Below are 20,143 nucleotides of genomic sequence, written 5' to 3'. Positions count from 1 at the left end.
ATAAGATATGGGCTAGAATGCCACAGTAAGAACAAGAAAAGTTTTTAATGATATTTTTTGGTAGTGAGAAAATAAAAACTATTAAAGAGAATTTAATCCCTAATAAGATCAGTTAAATATAATTCTAATAACTCTAATTGTTTAGCATCTAAATCAGAATTAGTAATAGTATTAATAATATTATCTAATTCATTAAGAGTAACCCCTAAAGCATTAGATAAGGCTATAGTAGTATCTAAGCTAGGATTATATTTATTATGTTCTATATCAGATAAATAGCTTCTACTTAGTCCAGTAGCTTTAGCTAAATCTTGTTGAGTTATTTTAGGATCTTTAGCTTTTCTTATTCTTTGTAAATTAGTACCTATTTTCATATTTATCACCTTAATTTAGATATTATAGAAAAGAAAGTATAACTTCAATTAACTTTACAAAATATACATAATTTGTTAATATTAAAAGTGAACTTTTAACAGGTTATGGAGTGTGGTAAGTATGGAGAGAAGTACGAAGAATAAGAAAAAGTTAACAATTATAATTAGTATATTAACTATAATATTGATAGTAGGCGGAATTATAATATTTAATACATCTTTAGGATATAAGTTGAAAGTTAGTTATCTTTTAAGTTATAAAAAAAATCATACAGCAGAAGAAACTCATCAACTATTAGATAGAATGTTCGATATTAATAGTAAGAATAACGATGAAGTATATAATATTGTTTTTGCAGACGAAATTCAGGCTACGAAAAAAGCTTTAGCAGAATTTAAAGAAAAAGAAGATGAATCAAAAATAAATTCTATTAGTAATATAACAATAGAAGATGCTAGACAAATACCTAATTCAAATGAAATTGAATTTAAAATAAACAATCAAACCCATAAGAATATAGGATATATAGAGTTATTAGTTAATTTTTATGATGGTAACAATAACATTATATCTAATGAGTGGACTAATGAATTAAATATACCTGTTGATACTAGAAGACTAAAACAAACATATGTAACTTTTCCTGATGGGACAAAAGGTTTTAATGTTACGGTATCTAAAGTGAATTTTGAAAATTAAATAAAGCAATAATAGAGTCTATATATTTTAGGTACTTTTATTACGGATAAATTTTATAAATATTATTTATAACAAGGAGGAAATATATTATGAATCCACTATTAAAAGAATGCTTACAACAAATACAAAATTTAAACTCTGAAGAAGTATTTCTAGTTAAGGATCTATTTAGAGGTTATGAATGGAATAGAATAGATAGAACAGCTAGATTAAATTTAGGAATACTATTTAAAAACGAAGTATTACAAAGACCAGAATTAGGAATAGAAATGCTAGATAAAACAAGTAGTAATCAACAAAAGTATAGAAAAAAATAATAAATAATAAGCAATAGGGAGTATGTCACATAGATATGCTCTTTTATTGTGAAAAAAAATAAATGCTTATAAACTAGGTTAAAATAATTTTAATAGTAGGTATATTTTTTGTATTTTAAAGAAAAATATTAATTAGAAAGGAGTGTTTAAAATGGAATTAAAAAAAATACAAAAGATATATGAAAATCTTCCAGATGATAGTACGGAAGAAGATGTTAAGATTCACGTAATAGTAGATATGCTGCAAATTTTAGGGTACAAAAAAGAATGGATGAAGTTTGAAGCTAGAGAAAAGGATCGTAAAGGTGTAACTGATATATTAATTAATTTACCTAAAGGGGAAAAAATTATTGTTGAAGTGAAATCTAAAAAATCTATATTAAATGATGAGTCTAAAGGGCAGCTTCTAAATTATTTAACTAATAAAGATTCTAGATTAGGAATATTAACCAATGGAAATCAATTTTTACTAGTAGACAATACAATTAAAGTAACTAGAAATATAGATAAATATTTCTTAGAAGTAAGTTTAGATAATAACTGTAAAATGAATTTAACTTTATTTAATTTTTTTAGTTATAAATATATTTTTGATTTAAAAACAACGCAATATTTTGAACTTTACAAAAGTTATGCTGTAAATAAATTTATTGATAGAAAATCAATAATAGAAAGTCAGTATAGAAGTGCTTGCTATATATTTTTCAGTAACATTGCTAATAAAGAATATAGCACACTTGAATTAAGTTTAAATAATTTTGAAAATATGGTATTAAAAAATAATTGGTCTAAAGAAACTATAAAAAACAAATATAGATATATAAGGTCATTTCTTGATTATTTAGAAAGAGAAAAATATATTGAAAAAAATAGATTTGATTTATATGGATTGAAAAAGATAATAGAAAAGGTAGAAAATAAAGACTTAAAAAGTAATATAAAAGTAGATAGTTATGTTATAAATAAAATGAAAAATTATTATGTGGGAATAGATAGTAAAAATGAAGTAATAACATTATTGTTTTTATATACATTAAATTATGAATTAATAATTAATTTGAAAAGAGATGATTATTCTGACGGATTTATAAAATATAATGGTAGAAAAATTAAATTACCAAACTATATAAATGATGCTATAAAAAAACATTTAGAATATTTAAAAAAGAAAAAGATTAAAAGTAATTATTTATTAAATAATAGATATGGAGGAAAGTATAAAAAGATAACTGAAGAAACTATAAGAAGAGCTGTAAAGGGGATTTTCCAAAATGATAAAGATATTAATAGAAATATATTTCAAAGTTATTTTATAAATGATATGTACAAAAAGAATTTACCAATAGAAATTATAGCAAAATGGCTTGAGCTTGATATTGCAACGGTTTATAAATATATAGATGTAAAATTATTAAAACGCAATATAGATAAACATTTTAAAGATATTATTAATAAACATACTTATGTAATTTAAATAATGGAGAGTATATCTATGGGTATGCTCTTTTCTTATGCCTAAAAATAAGTTCATTGTAATAAAACTAGATACTTCGGAAATCATAATTAAGCTTTCATATAAGTACAATAGTATTGAACTATATATAACACATGTTGTAGCTATATTTTATGATGTTAAAGTTTTAGCAAATAAACAAAATAATAAACAATATGCATTGTTAAAAACATGTATATCGTTATAAACTTTACATAATATACATAACTTGTTAATATTAAATTGAGATTTTAATATAACGGGGAGAATTAAATGAAAACAAACGCTATTAACTTATTTAACTTTGTGCTTTTTATATCTTTTTCATGTATTTTTATAAAGAATTGGTTTATTTATAAAAGATTATTTTCTAATGAATCCTATTATATTAATCCAAGCACAAAAAAAGATATACAAAAGCTTACATTATTTAAATTTTTATCTGTAATTATACAGTTAACAGTAGTTGCAACTTTACAATTAATATTATTTTTTTATACAAACAAAATTAATTTTTTTAATATAGCAGCTTTATATTTTTTAATATATGCTTTTAATTTATCTATCTCTATAAATAACGATTATATTTATAGGAATTTTAAATTAATAAAAAAGTCTGACATAGATTATTTTAATTTAGATTATAAAAATAATATTGTTAAGATATATTTAAAAGGTAAAAAGAAACCAATTATAATAGCATTTAAAAAAGATTTATCTAATTTTGCAAAGCTTTTAAATAAATTAGGATATAAAGAACTTTTGACTAGGAAAAATTTTTAATACTACTTTATAATAAAAGTTTCAGTGTTATTAACTTTAAATAAAGAAAATATATTATTTTAATTACAAGAAACAGTTAAAAACCAGTTGATTTCCATAAAAATAGTTTACATAATATACATAATTTGTTAATATTAAATTATAAAGTATTATGGGAGGGATTATTTATGAATAAAAAATTTCTGTCAATAACAACAAATGGTAAAAGTTTAATTTTTTATAAAAAGACTTGAAAGTTAAGGCTAAATTAAAACTTTAAAAAAGTGCTAATTTAAAACTAAATTTCTTAAGTATTATTTATTGAGTATTATTAATAAGAAAGCTCTATGCAAAATTTAAAAAGTATAGGCTTAGATTATTCAAGACTGCGAGATATGGTAATTGATGAATTAAAGGATTAATGCAATAGAAATCATCAAAATACTAAATTTAAAAGATGTGTTGAGTAATGGATTTAAACAAATTAAAGCAAAATAATATAAGAGAGATGGAAGTAGAAGAATGTAAAAAGGAAATAGATAGAACAGTTAGAGAGTTACTATCTATTAAAGAAAAGTTTTATAATACACAAAACAAAGTAATTGCAAATGAAAATAGAAAGATTGATGAATTTTTAACTGAAGAATTAGGATTTGTAAAAGATATTAAAGAAAATTTTGTTGATTACAGATTAGAAAATGAAGAAGTAGGAAAAATAAGAATTGAGGTTTGTAACAATTATCTTAAAATACAGGGTAAAGAGTACAGATTTTGGTTGGATACAGACTTTAATTTATGCAAGTTAAATTGGGCTATTAAAGAAGATTTTGGTTATGAGCATTTAGATAGAGGATATAAAATTCAAGGTAGAGAGAATTGGAATAAAGAATTAAAAGAATTAATGAAGGTTAAAAAAGTTTATGAGGACACTGATTTTGAACTTATGAAACTAGAAGGAGATATCTTTTATTTTGTTATAGAAGATAAAGAAAATTATAGAAAAATAAAAGCAAAATCCTTAGTAGACTTTATAAAAGAACAGTTAGAAGAACTTTAATTATATAGTAATTTAAAGAGTATCCAAGAGTAGATACTCTTTTTTATATTTAAAAAGAGTAATATTAAATGTTATAATATTTCTATGTAAACAGTATACGGGGGTAAGAGGTAATGGGGTTATTTAGTAAAAATAAAGAAAGAAAAGGTTATACTTCTATTGATTCCTATTTAAAAGAAAATAACTTAGATAATGATATTAAATCTGTGACAAATGTTAATATATTTTTTATGGATGGAGAAGATGAGGATTTTTATTTAGAAGATCATATGCTTTTAAAATTTAAAAACTTCATAGAAAATCCAGAGAAAGATTTTTTAGTATTGAAATATTATTCCTCATTATATAGTGATGGCTTTAGCCTTGAAGAAATTACTTTAATGAGACATGGAATATGTAGATTTAGAATTGATAGTGAAAAGGAAAATATACTTGTATCAGATTCATAAAAAATTAACTTTAGTAAAAAGGGGCAATTTTGAAAAAGAGATTTTATTCAACTTAAGAAATAGAATCTCTTTGATTTTAAAATTATGATTCAAATTAAAAGTAAAGATTTATTTGGAAATAATTGTGATTTTTTTATTTATAAATTATTAAGTATGTGAAAATTTTAAATATTTATTATTTATATTTTTTTAAAAATACCTTATAATTTAAGTGATTATTCTATAATTCAATTTAAATATTAACAAATTAACAAAAATTTACCTGTAAGGTGTTGAAATTGATTCTCAAAAACTTTACAATGTGATGAAAATGTGTTAAATTTAGATTGATAAAGATTTTCAATTAAGAAAGAGGGGGTAGACCATATGTTTAAACAATGGGAAGGCTTTAAAGAAGGAGTATGGCAAAATGGAATAGATGTTAGAAACTTCATACAAAAGAACTATACTGCATATGAGGGAGACAAGAGTTTCTTAGAAGGAACAACAAAAAGAACTGATGCAGTTTTAGAAAAAGCTCAAAAGTTAATTATAGAAGAAATAGAAAAAGGCATTATAGATGTTGCTACAGATAGAGTATCTGGAATAGACAATTATGAGCCTGGATATTTAGATAAAGATAACGAAGTTATCGTTGGTTTCCAAACAGATGCACCACTTAAAAGAATAGTTAATCCTTTCGGTGGAATGAGAATGGTTGAAAGTTCTTTAAAAGAATACGGCTATGAATTAGATAGCAGTATAAGAGAACATTTCAATGCTTATAGAAAAACTCATAACCAAGGTGTATTCGATGCATACTCAGCTGAAACAAGAGCTGCAAGATCTGCGGGTCTTTTAACTGGTCTTCCAGATGCTTATGGTAGAGGAAGAATTATAGGTGACTATAGAAGAATTGTCCTTTACGGTATAGATTATCTAATAGAAGAAAAGAAAAAAGATTATGCTAATATATCATTTGAAAGCGAAGGCTCAGTAGAAGAATATATTCAATTAAGAGAGAATGTTTCAGAGCAAATAAGAGCTTTAGAAGCAATAAAGTCAATGGCTGCAAGATATGGCTTTGATATATCTAAACCAGCTGCAAACGCTAAGGAAGCAGTTCAATTCTTATACTTTGGATACTTAGCTGCAGTTAAAGAAAATAATGGGGCAGCAATGTCTTTAGGAAGAACTTCTACTTTCTTAGATATTTTCATAGAAAGAGATCTTAAGGCAGGAACTTTAACTGAGTTAGAAGCTCAAGAATTAATAGATCAATTTATAATAAAATTAAGATTAGTTAGACACTTAAGAACTCCTGAGTATAATGATTTATTTGCTGGAGACCCAACTTGGGTAACAGAAGGTATTGGTGGTATGGGTGTAAATGGTAAACCATTAGTAACTAAAAACTCATTTAGATATCTTCAAACTTTAATAAACTTAGGACCTGCTCCAGAACCAAATATGACTGTTTTATGGTCAGATAGATTACCCGAAGGATTCAAAAAATTCTGTGCTGAGGTATCAATTAAAACTGACTCAATTCAATATGAAAATGATGAGTTAATGAGACCTATATACGGAGATGATTACTCAATAGCTTGTTGTGTATCAGCAATGCAAATTGGTAAGCAAATGCAATTCTTCGGAGCTAGAACTAACTTAGCTAAAGCTTTACTTTACACTATAAATGGTGGTATTGATGAAAAATCAGGTAAAGTTGTTATTAAAGGTTTAGAGCCAATAACAGACGAAGTTTTAGATTATGATAAATTAAGAGCTAACTATGATAAAGTTTTAGAGTACGTTGCTAAGCTTTATGTAGATACAATGAATGTTATCCACTACATGCATGATAAATATGCTTATGAAGCTGGACAAATGGCTTTACATGATACTCATGTAGGAAGATTAATGGCATTTGGTATAGCTGGTTTATCAGTTGTAGCTGACTCATTAAGCGCAGTTAAATTCGCTAAAGTTAAGCCTGTAAGAGAAAATGGAATAGCTGTAGACTTTGAAATAGAAGGTGACTTCCCTAAATACGGAAATGATGATGATAGAGTTGACGATTTAGCTGTAGAAATAGTTAGAAAGTTCTCAAGTGAGCTTAAGAAACATCCATTATATAGAGGTGCTAAGCACACATTATCAATCCTAACTATTACTTCAAACGTAGTTTATGGTAAGAAAACAGGTTCAACTCCAGATGGAAGAAAAGCTGGTGAAGCATTTGCTCCAGGAGCTAACCCAATGCATGGAAGAGATAACAGTGGAGCTTTAGCTAGCTTAAACTCAGTTGCTAAAATTCCATACTGTGAAGTTTGTGAAGATGGTGTATCAAACACATTCTCAATTGTTCCAGATGCTTTAGGAAAAGAAGAAGATTCTAGAATAGATAACTTAGTTGCTATTATGGATGGTTACTTCAAACAAGGAGCTCACCATCTAAATGTTAATGTATTTAACAGAGAAACTTTAATGGACGCTATGGAGCATCCTGAAAAGTATCCAACATTAACAATCAGAGTATCAGGTTATGCTGTTAATTTCAATAGATTAACTAGAAATCAACAATTAGAGGTTATAAGCAGAACATTCCACGATTCTCTATAATCTTATATAATAAGAGTGTATAAGGTGAAGGCTTTATACACTCTTTTTTGAAATGTTTACCGTAAGGAGGGACAGCATTATGGTTAAAGGAAGAATTCATTCATTAGAAACTATGGGCTTAGTAGATGGACCTGGTATAAGATTTGTAGTTTTTATGCAAGGCTGTGGAATAAGATGTGCTTTTTGTCATAATCCAGATACTTGGTGTAAAGATAAGGGGACTGAATATACTCCAGAGGAGCTTGTAAATAAGATAAAAAGATTTAAAACATATTTTAATGCATCAGGTGGTGGTGTTACTTTCTCAGGTGGAGAGCCTCTTCTTCAACCAGAATTTTTATTAGAATGTTTAAAATTATGTAAGAAGGAAGGAATACATACCACATTAGATACTGCAGGTGTGGGATTAGGAAATTACGAAGAAATTCTTGAATATGTTGACCTTATATTATTTGATGTAAAGGAAACTGATCCTGAAAAATATAAAAATTTAGTAAGAGTTCCAATAGATAAATCCTTAGAGTTTCTAAAGGTAGCTCAGTCCATGAATAAAAAAATGTGGATAAGACATGTTGTAGTTCCTGGATATACAGATAATAAAGAAGATTTAATGAGAATTAAGAATTTTGTAGATGGTCTTAATAATATAGAAAAGGTTGAACTTTTACCTTATCATGTTTTAGGTGTAAATAAATATGAAGGGCTTAATATTCCATATAGATTAGAGGGAGTTCCACCTTTAGATAAAAAGTGGTTAAAAGAACTTGAAAAAGAAATATTTAATTAATATAATTATTTAGATAAAAACTAAAGTCTAATTTTAGGCTTTAGTTTTTTCTTACATAAAAAATATGTTAGAATAATTAGTATGACATAATTAACATTTTAAAAAAATCAAAGTATATTTTATTAACTTTTTAAAGAAAAGTTTTTAGGCTTTAGTAATTAAATAAAAAGAATTTATATTTAAAAGTTATAATAGTTATTGATTATGATATTTTAGAAAATGTTATAAGGTTTTAGCATATAGAAATGATGGAGGTACTAAAATGAAGCTGACTCCGATGATGAGGCAATATTTTGAGATAAAGGAAAATTATAAGGATTGTATTCTATTTTTTAGACTTGGAGACTTCTATGAGATGTTCTTTGAGGATGCAGAAACAGCTGCAAGGGAATTAGAATTAGTTCTTACTGGAAGAGATTGTGGCTTAGAAAAAAGAGCACCTATGTGTGGAATTCCGTTTCATGCATCTAATTCATATATAGGAAGATTAGTAGCTAAGGGGTATAAGGTTGCTATTTGTGAACAAGTTGAAGATCCTAAATTTGCTAAAGGAATTGTTAAAAGAGATGTTATAAAGGTTATAACTCCTGGAACATATACAGATTCTTCTTTTGTTGAGGAAACAAAAAATAATTATATAATGACTATTTATGCAGACTTAGAGAGAAATAGATGTTCACTAGCTATAACAGATATTTCTACTGGAGATTTCTTAGCTACAGAGGGAGAATTAGAAAAGGGAGTTATTTTAGATGAAATATCTAAGTTTAATCCTAAAGAAATAATACTTTTAGATTCTTTAGATCAAGAGCTTATAAAAGATATAACATTAACTACTCCAGCTTTAATAAGTAGAAAGCCTATAGAATATTTTGAGGAAAACTTTGAGGAAGTATTAAATAATCAATTTGGAGAAAAATCAAACTCTCTAAGTTTAATGGTTAAGAAATCAAGTAATGCTTTAGTTAAATACATACTAGACACTCAAAAAATAAGCTTAACCAATATAAATGATATAGAAGTATATAGTTTGGTTGACTTTATGACTATAGATTTAAGTTCTAGAAGAAATTTAGAGCTTACAGAGAATCTAAGAGAAAAAAGTAAGAAGGGTTCTCTTCTTTGGGTATTAGATAAGACAGAAACTTCTATGGGAAGTAGAATGCTTAGAAGATGGATTGAAGAACCTCTTGTTAATAAGGAAAAGATAACTTTAAGATTAAATGCTGTAGAAGAATTATTTAATGATCTTTCTTTAAATGACTCTCTTAAGGAAGCTTTACATGATATTTATGATATAGAGAGAATATTAGGGAAAATTTCAAATAAAAATGCTAATGCTAAGGATTTAATAGCATTAAAAACATCTATAGGTAAAATTCCTAATGTAAAAGGAATTATAGAAAATTGCACTTCAAGTCTTCTAAAGAATTATCACCATAATTTAGATGACTTAAGAGATATTTATGATCTTTTAGAAAAATCTATAAAAGAAGATCCATCCCTAACATTAAAAGATGGTGATTTAATAAAAGATGGATTTAATGGTGAAATAGATGAATTAAGACTTGCTAAGACTAACGGTAAGGATTGGATATCTAGCTTAGAAAATAGAGAAAGAGAGTTTACTGGCATAAAATCTTTAAAGGTAGGATTTAATAAGGTCTTTGGTTATTATATAGAAATATCTAAGGCTAATTATAGTTCTATTCCTGAAGGAAGATATATAAGAAAGCAAACTTTAGCTAATGCAGAGAGATTTATTACTCCAGAACTTAAGGAAATAGAAGAAAAACTTTTAGGAGCTAGTGAAAAACTTTGCTCTTTAGAATATGATATTTTCCTAGATATAAGAAATGAAGTTGAAAATCATATAGATAGACTAAAAACTACTGCTAAGATAATTGCTGAGTTAGATTGTATAAGCAATTTAGCCTTTGTAGCTTTAGAAAATGATTTTATAAAACCTGAAATTAATGAAGATGGGGAAACTAAAATAGAAAATGGAAGACACCCTGTTGTTGAAAAGGTAATTCCTAAGGGAGAGTTTATTCCTAATGACACTATTATAAATAAAGATGATAATCAACTTCTTATAATAACAGGGCCTAATATGGCTGGTAAATCAACATATATGAGACAGGTAGCTATTATTACTTTAATGTGTCAAATAGGTTCCTTTGTGCCAGCTAGTAAGGCTAATATAAGTGTAGTAGATAAAATCTTTACTAGAATAGGAGCTTCTGATGATTTAGCAGGTGGTAAAAGTACATTTATGGTTGAAATGTGGGAAGTTTCTAACATTTTAAAAAATGCTACAGAAAATAGCTTGGTTCTTTTAGATGAAGTTGGAAGAGGAACGAGTACATATGATGGATTAAGTATAGCTTGGTCTGTTATAGAGTATATATGTAAAAATAAAAATTTAAGATGTAAAACTCTTTTTGCTACTCATTATCATGAGTTAACTAAATTAGAAGGAGAAATTCACGGAGTTAGAAATTATTCAGTAGCTGTGAAGGAAGTTGATAACAATATTATCTTCTTAAGAAAAATAATAGAAGGTGGAGCAGATCAATCTTATGGTATTGAGGTTGCTAAACTTGCTGGTATTCCAGATGAGGTAATAAATAGAGCTAAGGAAATCTTAGAAACTCTTGAAATGGAATCTTCAAAGGATAACTTAGATTTAGCTCTTAAAGAAGTAAATGCTTCAAAAGAAGACATAGAAGAAGCCTCTATTACAACCTCTTATGAAGTTAAAGAAACCCTAGTAGAAGAGGATAAAATTGAAATTAAAGAAGAAGTTATTTCAAAAGCTTCAGAGGCTAAAACACATAAAAAAGAAGATGATCAAATACAATTAGATTTTTCTGCCATAGGAAAAGATAATTTGATAAAAGAACTTTCAGAAGTTGATATTTTATCTTTAAATCCTATGGAGGCTATGAATAGATTATATGCTCTAGTTAAAGAAGCTAAAAATTTAATTTAGCTTATGGGAAGGAGCTGTTATAAATTTTGAATAGAATAAATATTTTAAATGCAGATACAGCAAATAAAATAGCAGCAGGAGAGGTTGTTGAAAGACCCTCTTCTGTGGTTAAAGAACTTGTAGAAAATTCATTAGATGCAGGGGCTAAAAATATAACTATAGAGATTCAAAATGGTGGAGAATCTCTTATAAAAATAATAGATGATGGCTCAGGGGTTCATCCAGAGGATGTTGAAAAAGCTTTTAATCCTCATGCTACAAGTAAAATAAAAGATACTTATGATATTTTTAGTATAAATACCCTTGGATTTAGAGGAGAAGCTTTGCCTAGTATAGCTTCTATAGCAAGGGTTGATTTTAAGAGTAAAGTATCAGACTTTGACATGGGTAAGGAATTAGTAATTAGCGGGGGAGAAAAAGAATCTTTAACGGATTGTTCTATGAATAGAGGAACTCAAATAGAAGTTAGGGATTTATTCTTTAATGTACCTGCTAGAAAGAAGTTTTTAAAGACAACGGCTAGAGAAAGTGCCTTAATAAATGACTTAGTAAACAGAATTTCACTAGCTAACCCAGATGTATCATTTAAATTATTTAATAACAATAAAAAGATTTTAAATACTTATGGCAATGGAAAATTAATAGATGTTATAAGAACTATTTATGGTAAGTCCACTGCTGAAAATTTAATATATTTTGAAGAGCATAAGGACACAGCTTCTGTTTATGGATTTATAGGAAATGATACCTTAGCAAGAGCCTCTAGAAATAATCAAAGTCTTTTTGTAAATAAGAGATATGTAAAAAATAGAAGCTTAACTGTAGCTGTGGAAAATGCCTTTAGATCCTTTAATGTTACAGGTAAGTTTCCATTCTTCGTATTATTTATAGATACTTATCCAGAGCTTATAGATGTTAACATACATCCAACAAAATCTGAAATTAAATTTAAAGATGAACGTTTTATATTCAAGGTAGTCTTTGATGCTGTTCATTCAGCTATGAGGGAATATGTAAAAGATACCTTTACTCTTCCAGAAGAAGAGGAGAAAAAATTTGAAGCTTTAAAAGAAGAAGTTATTCAGGAAAGCTTAGATGAGGAAATAAGTACCTTAGAAAAGTTAAAAGAAAATATAAATTATAAGGTAAGTGAGGATAGAAAGAAGGAAGAGATTTATTCTTATAATCCCTCTAAGGATTATGAAGCTAAAACAGAGGTTAATATTCCAGTAGATTTCTTATCAAAAGAAAATCAGGAGGAATCTTTTAGTATTAATAACTCTTTAGAAAATAATAATTTTAAAGAAGGTTCAGCTAAAAGAGAGATTTCATATGATCCTATACTTATAAAAAATGAACTTAAAGATAAAGTAAGTGAAAGTACTTCTGAATCACTTGAAAGAAGTGACTATAAATGTAATAAGAATGAATATGGAAATTCCATAGAGGAAATAATTTATAGAGAAGCAAAATTCCCTAAGCTAAGAGTTATTGGTCAATTTAATAAAACCTATATATTAGCTGAGTATGATTCTACTTTATATTTAATAGACCAACATGCAGCTCATGAGAAGATTTTATTTGAGAAGTATTCTTCAGATATAGCTAAAAAGAGGGTTGAAATTCAGCCTCTAATGATTCCACTAGTAGTAACCTTACCTACAGAGGATTATCTTTATTATGATGAAAATAAAGAGATTTTTGAAAAGGCAGGATTTAAAATAAGCGATTTTGGTGATAATTCTATAAGAATTGAAGAGGTACCATACTTTTTAGATAAATTAAATCCAACAGAGCTAATAACATCTATGATAAATAACTTGAAGAAAATGGGTACTGGAGAAACTGTAGAGGTTAAATATAATAAAATAGCATCTATGTCCTGTAGGGCGGCAGTTAAGGCTAATGATGTTTTAAGCATATTAGAAATGGAAAACTTAATAGAGGATTTAAGATACATAAATGATCCTTTCCACTGTCCACATGGACGTCCAACTATAATTAAATTTACCAGTTATGAATTAGATAAGAAGTTTAAAAGAATAACTTAAGGAGAGAGACAGTTTAAATGAATAATAATTTACTTATTATTGCTGGGCCAACAGCCGTAGGGAAAAGTGACCTTTCAGTAGATCTAGCAAAGAAGCTAAATGGTGAAATAATATCTGTTGACTCTATGCAAATATATAAATACATGGATATAGGTTCAGCTAAAATTTCTAAGGAAGAAATGGGAGGCGTCCCTCACTATTTAATAGATTTTGTTGATCCTAGTAAGGAGTTTAGTGTAGCTGAATTTAAAGACTTAGCTACAGAAAAAATTAAAGATATACAAAGTAGAGGAAAACTTCCTATATTAGTAGGAGGAACTGGACTATATATAAATTCAATCATATGCAATATGAATTTTGCAGAAAGTGATAAGGATGAAGAGTATAGAGAAGAGCTTGAAAAAATAGCTAATGAGCATGGAAATGAATATTTACATGAGATGCTAAAAGATATTGATTTAGAAAGCTATAATTCAATACATTTTAATAATAGAAAAAGAGTAATTAGGGCATTAGAAACTTATAAGTTAACTGGAAAACCATTTTCATCTTTTAAAGCTAAGAATAGTATTTATGAAACTCCATATAATATATATTATTATGTACTTAATATGGATAGAGCAAAGCTTTATGACAGAATAAACAAAAGAGTTGATATAATGTTTGAAAAAGGTCTTTTAGAAGAGGTTAAGAATCTTAAAGCCATGGGATTAACTGATGATATGCAGTCTATGAAAGGTATAGGATACAAAGAAGTTTTATATTATCTTGATGGTAAAATCTCTTTAGAACAATGCATAGAGATGATTAAGCAAGGTAGCAGAAACTATGCTAAACGTCAGCTTACTTGGTTTAGAAAGGATCCTAGAGCTATATTTATAGATAAAGATACTTTCGCCTCTGAAGAAGATATTTCTTCCAAAATTATTAATGACATAATAAATTCTTAGGTTTATAATTAAATTATATTAAAAATTTATGGAGGGCAATAGAATGAATAAGTCAATCAATAACCTACAAGATATATTCTTAAACAATGCAAGAAAGGAAAGAATTCCTGTAACAATATTTTTAGTAAATGGGGTTCAATTAAAGGGTATCGTTAAAGGGTTCGATAGCTTTACAGTAGTTTTAGATAGTGATGGAAAGCAACAATTAGTTTATAAACATGCTATAAGCACAGTATCACCAGCTAAACCTATTTTATTTAATAACGCGCAAGTTTTTGATAATTAAATATAGAAAAGAAAAATAGGTAAACCCTAGATGGTTTGCCTATTTTTTTTCTATATGATAAGATTTATAAATGTACGATATTTTAATAATGCGGGGGTATAATAATGCTTAATGCAACTATAGAATTACTAAAAAAACAATATGGTTTCACAGATGAAACTATAAAGCTTTATAATCAAGCTATAATTGATGTAGAAAATGAATTTAAAATATATGATGAAATAAGAGAATATAATCAATTAAAAGTTCTTAAGGCTTTCCAAGAGGAAAGAATTTCAGATAATCATTTTACTAATTCAACAGGATATGGTTATGGTGATATTGGAAGAGACACTTTAGATTTAGTTTATGCTAGAATCTTTAATGCTGAAAAAGCTTTAGTTAGACCACATTTTGTTAATGGAACTCATGCTTTAGGAACAGCTTTATTTGGAAACTTAAGACCTGGAGATACTATATTAGCTGTTACTGGTAGCCCTTATGATACTTTACACAGTGTAATTGGTATAAGCGGAGAAGAAAATATAGGCTCTTTAAAAGAGTACGGTGTTAATTATAAGCAAGTAGATCTTGTAGATGGAAAGATTAACATAAAAAAAGCTTTAGAAATGATTAAAGATGATGAATCAATAAAGTTAATACATATGCAAAGATCAACTGGATACGGCTTTAGAAATGCCTTCCAAGTTAAAGAATTAGGAGAAGCAATAAAAGCTATAAAAGAATTAAGAGAAGACTTAATAGTATTTGTTGATAATTGTTATGGAGAGTTTATAGACATAATAGAACCTACAGATGTTGGTGCTGATTTAATAGCAGGATCATTAATTAAAAACATAGGTGGAGGAATAGCTCCAACTGGTGGATACATAGTAGGAAAAGAAAAATATGTAGAGCAAGCATCTTATAGACTTACTGTACCTGGTATAGGAGCTGAGTGTGGATGTACATTTGGAGTGATGAAAGATTTCTACCAAGGATTATTCTTAGCTCCTCATGTTGCTATAGAAGCATTAAAAGGAGCAATATTCTGTGCTAGAATAATGGAACTTGCTGGATTTGAAGTTCTTCCTAAATATAATGACAAGAGAAGTGACATAATTCAGGCTATAAAATTCAATGATAAAGAAAAACTTATAAAATTCTGTAAGGGTGTTCAATATGCTTCGCCAATAGATTCTTTCGTTGAATGTGAACCATGGGCTATGCCAGGGTATTCAGATGAGGTTATTATGGCAGCTGGTGCCTTCATTCAAGGTTCTTCTATAGAACTTTCAGCAGATGCACCTATAAGAGAGCCATATATAGCTTATTTACAAGGTGGATTAACTTTTGACCATGCTAAAATAGGTGTATTAATAGCTTTAAATAACATTTTTAAATAATATGCTAATTTAAATTAGTAAATACAAAAATTAACATAGGCTTTTATCAAAAAATAATAAGATTTACAAAGATATTTCTTCAAAATTATTTACTTTAAATCTTATTGAAATTTATTTTGATAAAGGCCTATTTTTTATATTCTTTTTATGGAATAAATCTTTTTTATAAGATATAATTAAAATAGTTAATTAATTTAATATTACGTATTACATTTTATATATTACATATTGTATTACAAAGAAAGGTGGAAGGATATTTTGGAAGAGAGCAGAAACAAAGAATTAAAAGTAAAAAGCTTTAGGGTAACTGAAGAAACTTTCGATAAATTTAAGAAAATAGCATCTGATGAGTTTGGAAATCAAGGACAATGTTTAGATGCATTAATATCACTGTATGAATTAGAGAATTCTAAATCAACATTGATAGAAAGAAAGTTAGAAATAGAGTCTTTTCAGGATTATTTAAACAAGATAAACCAACTTTTCTTAACTTCTCTTCAAATGAGTGAGGATGCAGGAAAAAGAGCAGAAGAGGAATTTGTTAAGAAGCTTTCTATAAAGGATGTGACCATAGAGAGGCTGCAAAGAAGAGAAGAAGAACTTATAGAAAGAGATAAGGCTTTAAAAGAGGATAATAAAGCTAAAATAAAGGAGATAGAAGAGCTTAAAGAAAATATAAAAACTTTAGAAAAAGATAAAAGCACATTATCTCAATTAGTATCTAGAAACTATGATTTAATAGAAAAAAATAAAGAAGAAATAGCCTCTTTAAAATCTTTAGAATCTTTAAAGGAGGAAAATGAAGAGTTACGAAATAAGGGAGAAGAGGATAGAGCTTCTTTAAAAGAAAGAGAATCTCATATAAAATCTCTAGCATTAGAAAAAGAAGCTCTTAAAGAAAAGCTAAATTTCTATGAAGAAAAAGAGAAGTCTTATAAGGAAGAGGTAGAATCATATAAAAAGCTTGTAGAAGCTATGAGAAAGGATCATAAGAAGGAGTTAGAGTTATTAGAGACTAAATACTCTAAAATGGCAGAAAAAGAGTCTGAGAAGCTTAGAAAGGATTTTGAAAGTAGGTTAGAATTAGAGAAAAGAACCTTAGAATTAGATATAAAAACTTTAAAATATGAAAAAGAAGTTTTAGAAAGTAAGTTAAATTCATAATATATGTTGATTTGTAAATTGAGTTATTAATTGGCGTCAGATAATTTGTGTAATTTAATATTCTGTATAGATTATATAGTTGAATATTTAGTAAAATTTTAAAATAAGAAAAAATACTAGGAAATTTGTAATGCATAAAATTCCCTAGCATTTTTTCTTAATAAGCTCTATAAATTCCTACTAATTTACCTAAAATAGAGCAATCTTCAACTATTATAGGTTCATAGTTTTTGTTTTCTGGTTGTAGTCTTATGAATCCATTTTCCTTAAAAAATCTTTTTATTGTAGCTTCATTTTCTATTAGAGCTACTACAATATCACCATTTGTTGCTACATTTTTCTGTTCTATTATTGCTAAATCTCCATCTAAGATTCCAGCTTCTATCATACTGTCTCCAGTAACTTTTAAAATAAATAAATCATTATTGTGCTTAACGTAGTTTATAGGTATTTGAAACATATCTTCTATGTTCTCTGTAGCTAAAATAGGCATACCAGCAGTGACTTTACCTACTATAGGAATATCTATTAATTCCTTTTCTTCATTAGATAATTCTACTATTTCTAAAGCTCTTGGCTTAGTTGGATCTCTATATATTAATCCTTTTTTCTCTAATCTCTTTAAATGTCCATGAACAGTTGAGGTTGATTTCAAGCTAACTGCTTGACATATCTCTCTAACTGAAGGTGGATACCCCTTTGATTTTGTAAATTCAATTAAAAAGTTATATATTTGAGTTTGTTTATCTGAATTTTCCTTAATAATCATAGTAATTGCACCTCACGATTCTTTGGTAATATTATACCACAGTAAGGAGAGTATAGCAAACTTATGTTCTCATACCGTAACTTTCATAAAAACACTTAAAATAAGTTGATTTTTGTATTATTTTTTATGGGAAAATAATTTTTATTTGATAAAAAAGAGTATATTTGTTATAATGAAAAGATGATTTTTAAGTAAGAGGTGACTTTATGGATAAAAAAGTATTTAACAATGATGATTATTGTGATGTATATAATGGAAAGATTTGCGATAATTGCGGTGATTGTCTAGAGATGCAAGGGATAGATACAAAAGCCATAAGAATAGCTGACATAGCAAAAGAAGTTGAAGAAAACAAGAAAATAGAAGAAACTCTTAAAAAACTTGCTGAAGAAGAACAAGAAGAAATGGAAGATGATTTAGAAGAAGAGCTTACAACAGAAACTTGGGAAGAGTATTTAGCTAAGCAAGATGAATATGAGGATGCTTTTGATCATATTGAATATCTTGAAGATATAGATTTAAATGATGATTTAACTATGGAAGAAATGACAGAAGAAGTATTTCCAGGGGTTAGAAAACTTAAAATAAAAGAAAAGTAGAAGAGTGTTTCTTATATAAAAGTGCTAAAAATACGAGGATAGAACATATGTTCTATCCTCGTATTTTCTTCATAAAATCAAGAAGTGATGCTATTTTATATTTGCTAAAGGATTAGTTTTAACTGCTTCTCTTAAAGTTTCATCATCTACATGGGTATATATTTGAGTTGTTGAAATATTTTCGTGACCTAATATATTTTGCAAGCTTCTTATATCTACATTACCATACTTATACATAAGGGTGGCGGCTGTGTGTCTAAGTTTATGTGGTGTATATTTTTGATCTTTAAACCCTGCATTTTCTATATGTTTTTTCGCTAAAATTTCAACACTTCTTTTATTTATAGGTCTATATTTACTTGATAAAAATAAGTATTTTTTAGCTTCTTCAGTAGCTTTTGAATCATTTCTATTTTTCAAATAGTTTTCTATAGCTGCAATTGAAGCTTCATTTAAATAAACAGTTCTTTCTTTATTTCCTTTACCTATAATAGTTAAGGTATCTCCTTTGATTTTTTCTATTTCAATATTACAAAGTTCAGATAATCTCATTCCGCAGTTTAAAAATAAAGTTAATATGCAATAATCTCTATAATAATTTTTATTTCCTTTATCCATAGAGTTTAAAACAGTTATACTTTGATCTAATGTTAAATAAACTGGGTGTCTTTTATTTATCTTTGGAGATTCTAATTCTACTGTAGGATTTTCATCTATTAGTTTTATTTTAGAATTTAAAAACTTAAAGAAAGATTTTAAAGTAGCAACTTTTCTAGCTCTGGCATAAGCACTATTGTTTCTAACTTTTTCTAAAAATGCTAGAAAGGCATAGATATCAGATAAGGTTATATCCTTTATGAAATTATCACCTAAATCAGAAATTTCAACTTCTTCAATTTTTTCTAATTCAATATTATTTTCTAGACCTTTATAAACTTTCAAAAATTTAAAAAATAATCCTAAATCAACTGAATATCCTTTTATAGTGTTTAGGGATTTTCCTTTTACATTTTCTAAGTAGTTTAAGAATTCAATAACTCTTTTTGGATGCTTCGATTTCTCTAAAAAATCAAATTTTAATTTATTCTTTTTGAGTAATTCATCTTGTTTGCTGTTTTTAAAATTTGATTTTTCAACAGAATCGCCACCTTTTTCTACTTCCAAAAGCTTGTCCATTCCAAGTTCTTTTAACCATCGTTTAATTATTCTTTGATTAACTTTATAGATCTCTGCCAGTTGTGTAATACTTAGATTTCTCTTGAAAATAAAAATATAAATATCTTCAATTAAATCTTCATAGTCACGCTGGATGTTTTGAGAATCGTAATAGTTATATATGTGATCAAGATTGTTTAAGTCATCATTACTTAAATTTATATTCAGTAATTCTTTGATTTCTTGTGAG

The 20,143-nt window shown here is 27.0% G+C and carries 18 protein-coding genes; 15 read left to right on the top strand and 3 right to left on the bottom strand.

Translation table 11 applies throughout. The features are described from left to right. Positions 1-92 precede the first annotated feature (92 nt). Entirely contained in the window at positions 93-374 is a 282-nt protein-coding gene (locus I6G60_RS09715) for a helix-turn-helix domain-containing protein (RefSeq protein WP_110034742.1), read from the bottom strand. A gap of 121 nt (positions 375-495) precedes the next feature. On the opposite strand from I6G60_RS09715, the gene I6G60_RS09710 reads away from it, so the two are divergent. The 14 genes from I6G60_RS09710 to I6G60_RS09645 all read left to right on the top strand — a co-directional run bounded on the left by I6G60_RS09710 (position 496) and on the right by I6G60_RS09645 (position 17,370). Beyond that, positions 496-1,074, top strand: a complete 579-nt coding sequence (locus tag I6G60_RS09710) for a hypothetical protein (RefSeq protein ID WP_003465690.1) — start codon at positions 496-498, stop codon at positions 1,072-1,074. Between the two features lie 89 nt (positions 1,075-1,163). Next, a complete protein-coding gene (locus I6G60_RS09705; RefSeq protein WP_003465713.1) occupies positions 1,164-1,391 on the top strand; it encodes a single-stranded DNA-binding protein in 228 nt (75 codons plus the stop codon). A gap of 151 nt (positions 1,392-1,542) precedes the next feature. Next, a complete protein-coding gene (locus I6G60_RS09700) occupies positions 1,543-2,865 on the top strand; it encodes a type I restriction enzyme HsdR N-terminal domain-containing protein (RefSeq protein WP_003465706.1) in 1,323 nt (440 codons plus the stop codon). A 291-nt stretch (positions 2,866-3,156) separates the two neighbouring features. Next, positions 3,157-3,666 (top strand): hypothetical protein, encoded by a 510-nt coding sequence (locus tag I6G60_RS09695; protein WP_003465684.1) that lies wholly within the window; start codon positions 3,157-3,159, stop codon positions 3,664-3,666. 448 nt (positions 3,667-4,114) lie between these two features. Continuing rightward, complete coding sequence (locus I6G60_RS09690; protein WP_003465692.1) at positions 4,115-4,702, top strand: hypothetical protein; 588 nt, start codon at positions 4,115-4,117, stop codon at positions 4,700-4,702. Between the two features lie 113 nt (positions 4,703-4,815). Continuing rightward, positions 4,816-5,151: a hypothetical protein gene (locus I6G60_RS09685; RefSeq protein WP_110034743.1), complete on the top strand. Its 336-nt coding sequence runs from the start codon at positions 4,816-4,818 to the stop codon at positions 5,149-5,151. A 366-nt stretch (positions 5,152-5,517) separates the two neighbouring features. Continuing rightward, entirely contained in the window at positions 5,518-7,752 is a 2,235-nt protein-coding gene (pflB, locus tag I6G60_RS09680; protein WP_110034744.1) for a formate C-acetyltransferase, read from the top strand. A gap of 79 nt (positions 7,753-7,831) precedes the next feature. Next, the gene (gene pflA / locus I6G60_RS09675; RefSeq protein WP_003477793.1) at positions 7,832-8,539 is read left to right on the top strand and encodes a pyruvate formate-lyase-activating protein; all 708 of its coding nucleotides are present in this window, start codon (positions 7,832-7,834) and stop codon (positions 8,537-8,539) included. 262 nt (positions 8,540-8,801) lie between these two features. Then, positions 8,802-11,534 (top strand): DNA mismatch repair protein MutS, encoded by a 2,733-nt coding sequence (gene mutS, locus I6G60_RS09670; RefSeq protein ID WP_011590676.1) that lies wholly within the window; start codon positions 8,802-8,804, stop codon positions 11,532-11,534. 26 nt (positions 11,535-11,560) lie between these two features. After that, positions 11,561-13,585 (top strand): DNA mismatch repair endonuclease MutL, encoded by a 2,025-nt coding sequence (mutL, locus tag I6G60_RS09665; RefSeq protein ID WP_011590677.1) that lies wholly within the window; start codon positions 11,561-11,563, stop codon positions 13,583-13,585. A gap of 17 nt (positions 13,586-13,602) precedes the next feature. Further along, positions 13,603-14,535 (top strand): tRNA (adenosine(37)-N6)-dimethylallyltransferase MiaA, encoded by a 933-nt coding sequence (gene miaA, locus I6G60_RS09660; RefSeq protein ID WP_003469969.1) that lies wholly within the window; start codon positions 13,603-13,605, stop codon positions 14,533-14,535. A 43-nt stretch (positions 14,536-14,578) separates the two neighbouring features. Beyond that, entirely contained in the window at positions 14,579-14,821 is a 243-nt protein-coding gene (hfq, locus tag I6G60_RS09655; RefSeq protein ID WP_003460455.1) for an RNA chaperone Hfq, read from the top strand. Positions 14,822-14,925: 104 nt separating this feature from the next. Beyond that, complete coding sequence (locus I6G60_RS09650; protein WP_003469951.1) at positions 14,926-16,206, top strand: methionine gamma-lyase family protein; 1,281 nt, start codon at positions 14,926-14,928, stop codon at positions 16,204-16,206. Between the two features lie 258 nt (positions 16,207-16,464). Beyond that, positions 16,465-17,370 (top strand): coiled-coil domain-containing protein, encoded by a 906-nt coding sequence (locus I6G60_RS09645; RefSeq protein ID WP_197925267.1) that lies wholly within the window; start codon positions 16,465-16,467, stop codon positions 17,368-17,370. 157 nt (positions 17,371-17,527) lie between these two features. Here I6G60_RS09645 and lexA read toward each other — a convergent pair whose 3' ends face one another. Beyond that, complete coding sequence (gene lexA / locus I6G60_RS09640) at positions 17,528-18,139, bottom strand: transcriptional repressor LexA (protein ID WP_003452542.1); 612 nt, start codon at positions 18,137-18,139, stop codon at positions 17,528-17,530. Between the two features lie 206 nt (positions 18,140-18,345). Between lexA and I6G60_RS09635 the strand changes: the two genes are divergently transcribed. Continuing rightward, positions 18,346-18,738 (top strand): hypothetical protein, encoded by a 393-nt coding sequence (locus I6G60_RS09635; RefSeq protein WP_003477798.1) that lies wholly within the window; start codon positions 18,346-18,348, stop codon positions 18,736-18,738. 90 nt (positions 18,739-18,828) lie between these two features. Here I6G60_RS09635 and I6G60_RS09630 read toward each other — a convergent pair whose 3' ends face one another. Next, the gene (locus I6G60_RS09630; RefSeq protein ID WP_317984365.1) at positions 18,829-19,773 is read right to left on the bottom strand and encodes a tyrosine recombinase XerC; all 945 of its coding nucleotides are present in this window, start codon (positions 19,771-19,773) and stop codon (positions 18,829-18,831) included. Between the last annotated feature and the right edge of the window lie 370 nt (positions 19,774-20,143).

The organism is Clostridium perfringens (genome assembly GCF_016027375.1).
Classification (GTDB): Bacteria; Bacillota; Clostridia; order Clostridiales; family Clostridiaceae; genus Sarcina; species Sarcina perfringens.
Note: the sequence above shows the minus strand (reverse complement) of the source record. Positions and strands in the feature narration are given on the sequence as shown.

Bases quoted from the DNA above. Each gene is read 5' to 3' on its own strand.
- I6G60_RS09715 (WP_110034742.1), bottom strand. From the start codon at position 374: ATGAAAATAGGTACTAATTTACAAAGAATAAGAAAAGCTAAAGATCCT.
- I6G60_RS09710 (WP_003465690.1), top strand. From the start codon at position 496: ATGGAGAGAAGTACGAAGAATAAGAAAAAGTTAACAATTATAATTAGT.
- I6G60_RS09705 (WP_003465713.1), top strand. From the start codon at position 1,164: ATGAATCCACTATTAAAAGAATGCTTACAACAAATACAAAATTTAAAC.
- I6G60_RS09700 (WP_003465706.1), top strand. From the start codon at position 1,543: ATGGAATTAAAAAAAATACAAAAGATATATGAAAATCTTCCAGATGAT.
- I6G60_RS09695 (WP_003465684.1), top strand. From the start codon at position 3,157: ATGAAAACAAACGCTATTAACTTATTTAACTTTGTGCTTTTTATATCT.
- I6G60_RS09690 (WP_003465692.1), top strand. From the start codon at position 4,115: ATGGATTTAAACAAATTAAAGCAAAATAATATAAGAGAGATGGAAGTA.
- I6G60_RS09685 (WP_110034743.1), top strand. From the start codon at position 4,816: ATGGGGTTATTTAGTAAAAATAAAGAAAGAAAAGGTTATACTTCTATT.
- pflB (WP_110034744.1), top strand. From the start codon at position 5,518: ATGTTTAAACAATGGGAAGGCTTTAAAGAAGGAGTATGGCAAAATGGA.
- pflA (WP_003477793.1), top strand. From the start codon at position 7,832: ATGGTTAAAGGAAGAATTCATTCATTAGAAACTATGGGCTTAGTAGAT.
- mutS (WP_011590676.1), top strand. From the start codon at position 8,802: ATGAAGCTGACTCCGATGATGAGGCAATATTTTGAGATAAAGGAAAAT.
- miaA (WP_003469969.1), top strand. From the start codon at position 13,603: ATGAATAATAATTTACTTATTATTGCTGGGCCAACAGCCGTAGGGAAA.
- hfq (WP_003460455.1), top strand. From the start codon at position 14,579: ATGAATAAGTCAATCAATAACCTACAAGATATATTCTTAAACAATGCA.
- I6G60_RS09650 (WP_003469951.1), top strand. From the start codon at position 14,926: ATGCTTAATGCAACTATAGAATTACTAAAAAAACAATATGGTTTCACA.
- lexA (WP_003452542.1), bottom strand. From the start codon at position 18,139: ATGATTATTAAGGAAAATTCAGATAAACAAACTCAAATATATAACTTT.
- I6G60_RS09635 (WP_003477798.1), top strand. From the start codon at position 18,346: ATGGATAAAAAAGTATTTAACAATGATGATTATTGTGATGTATATAAT.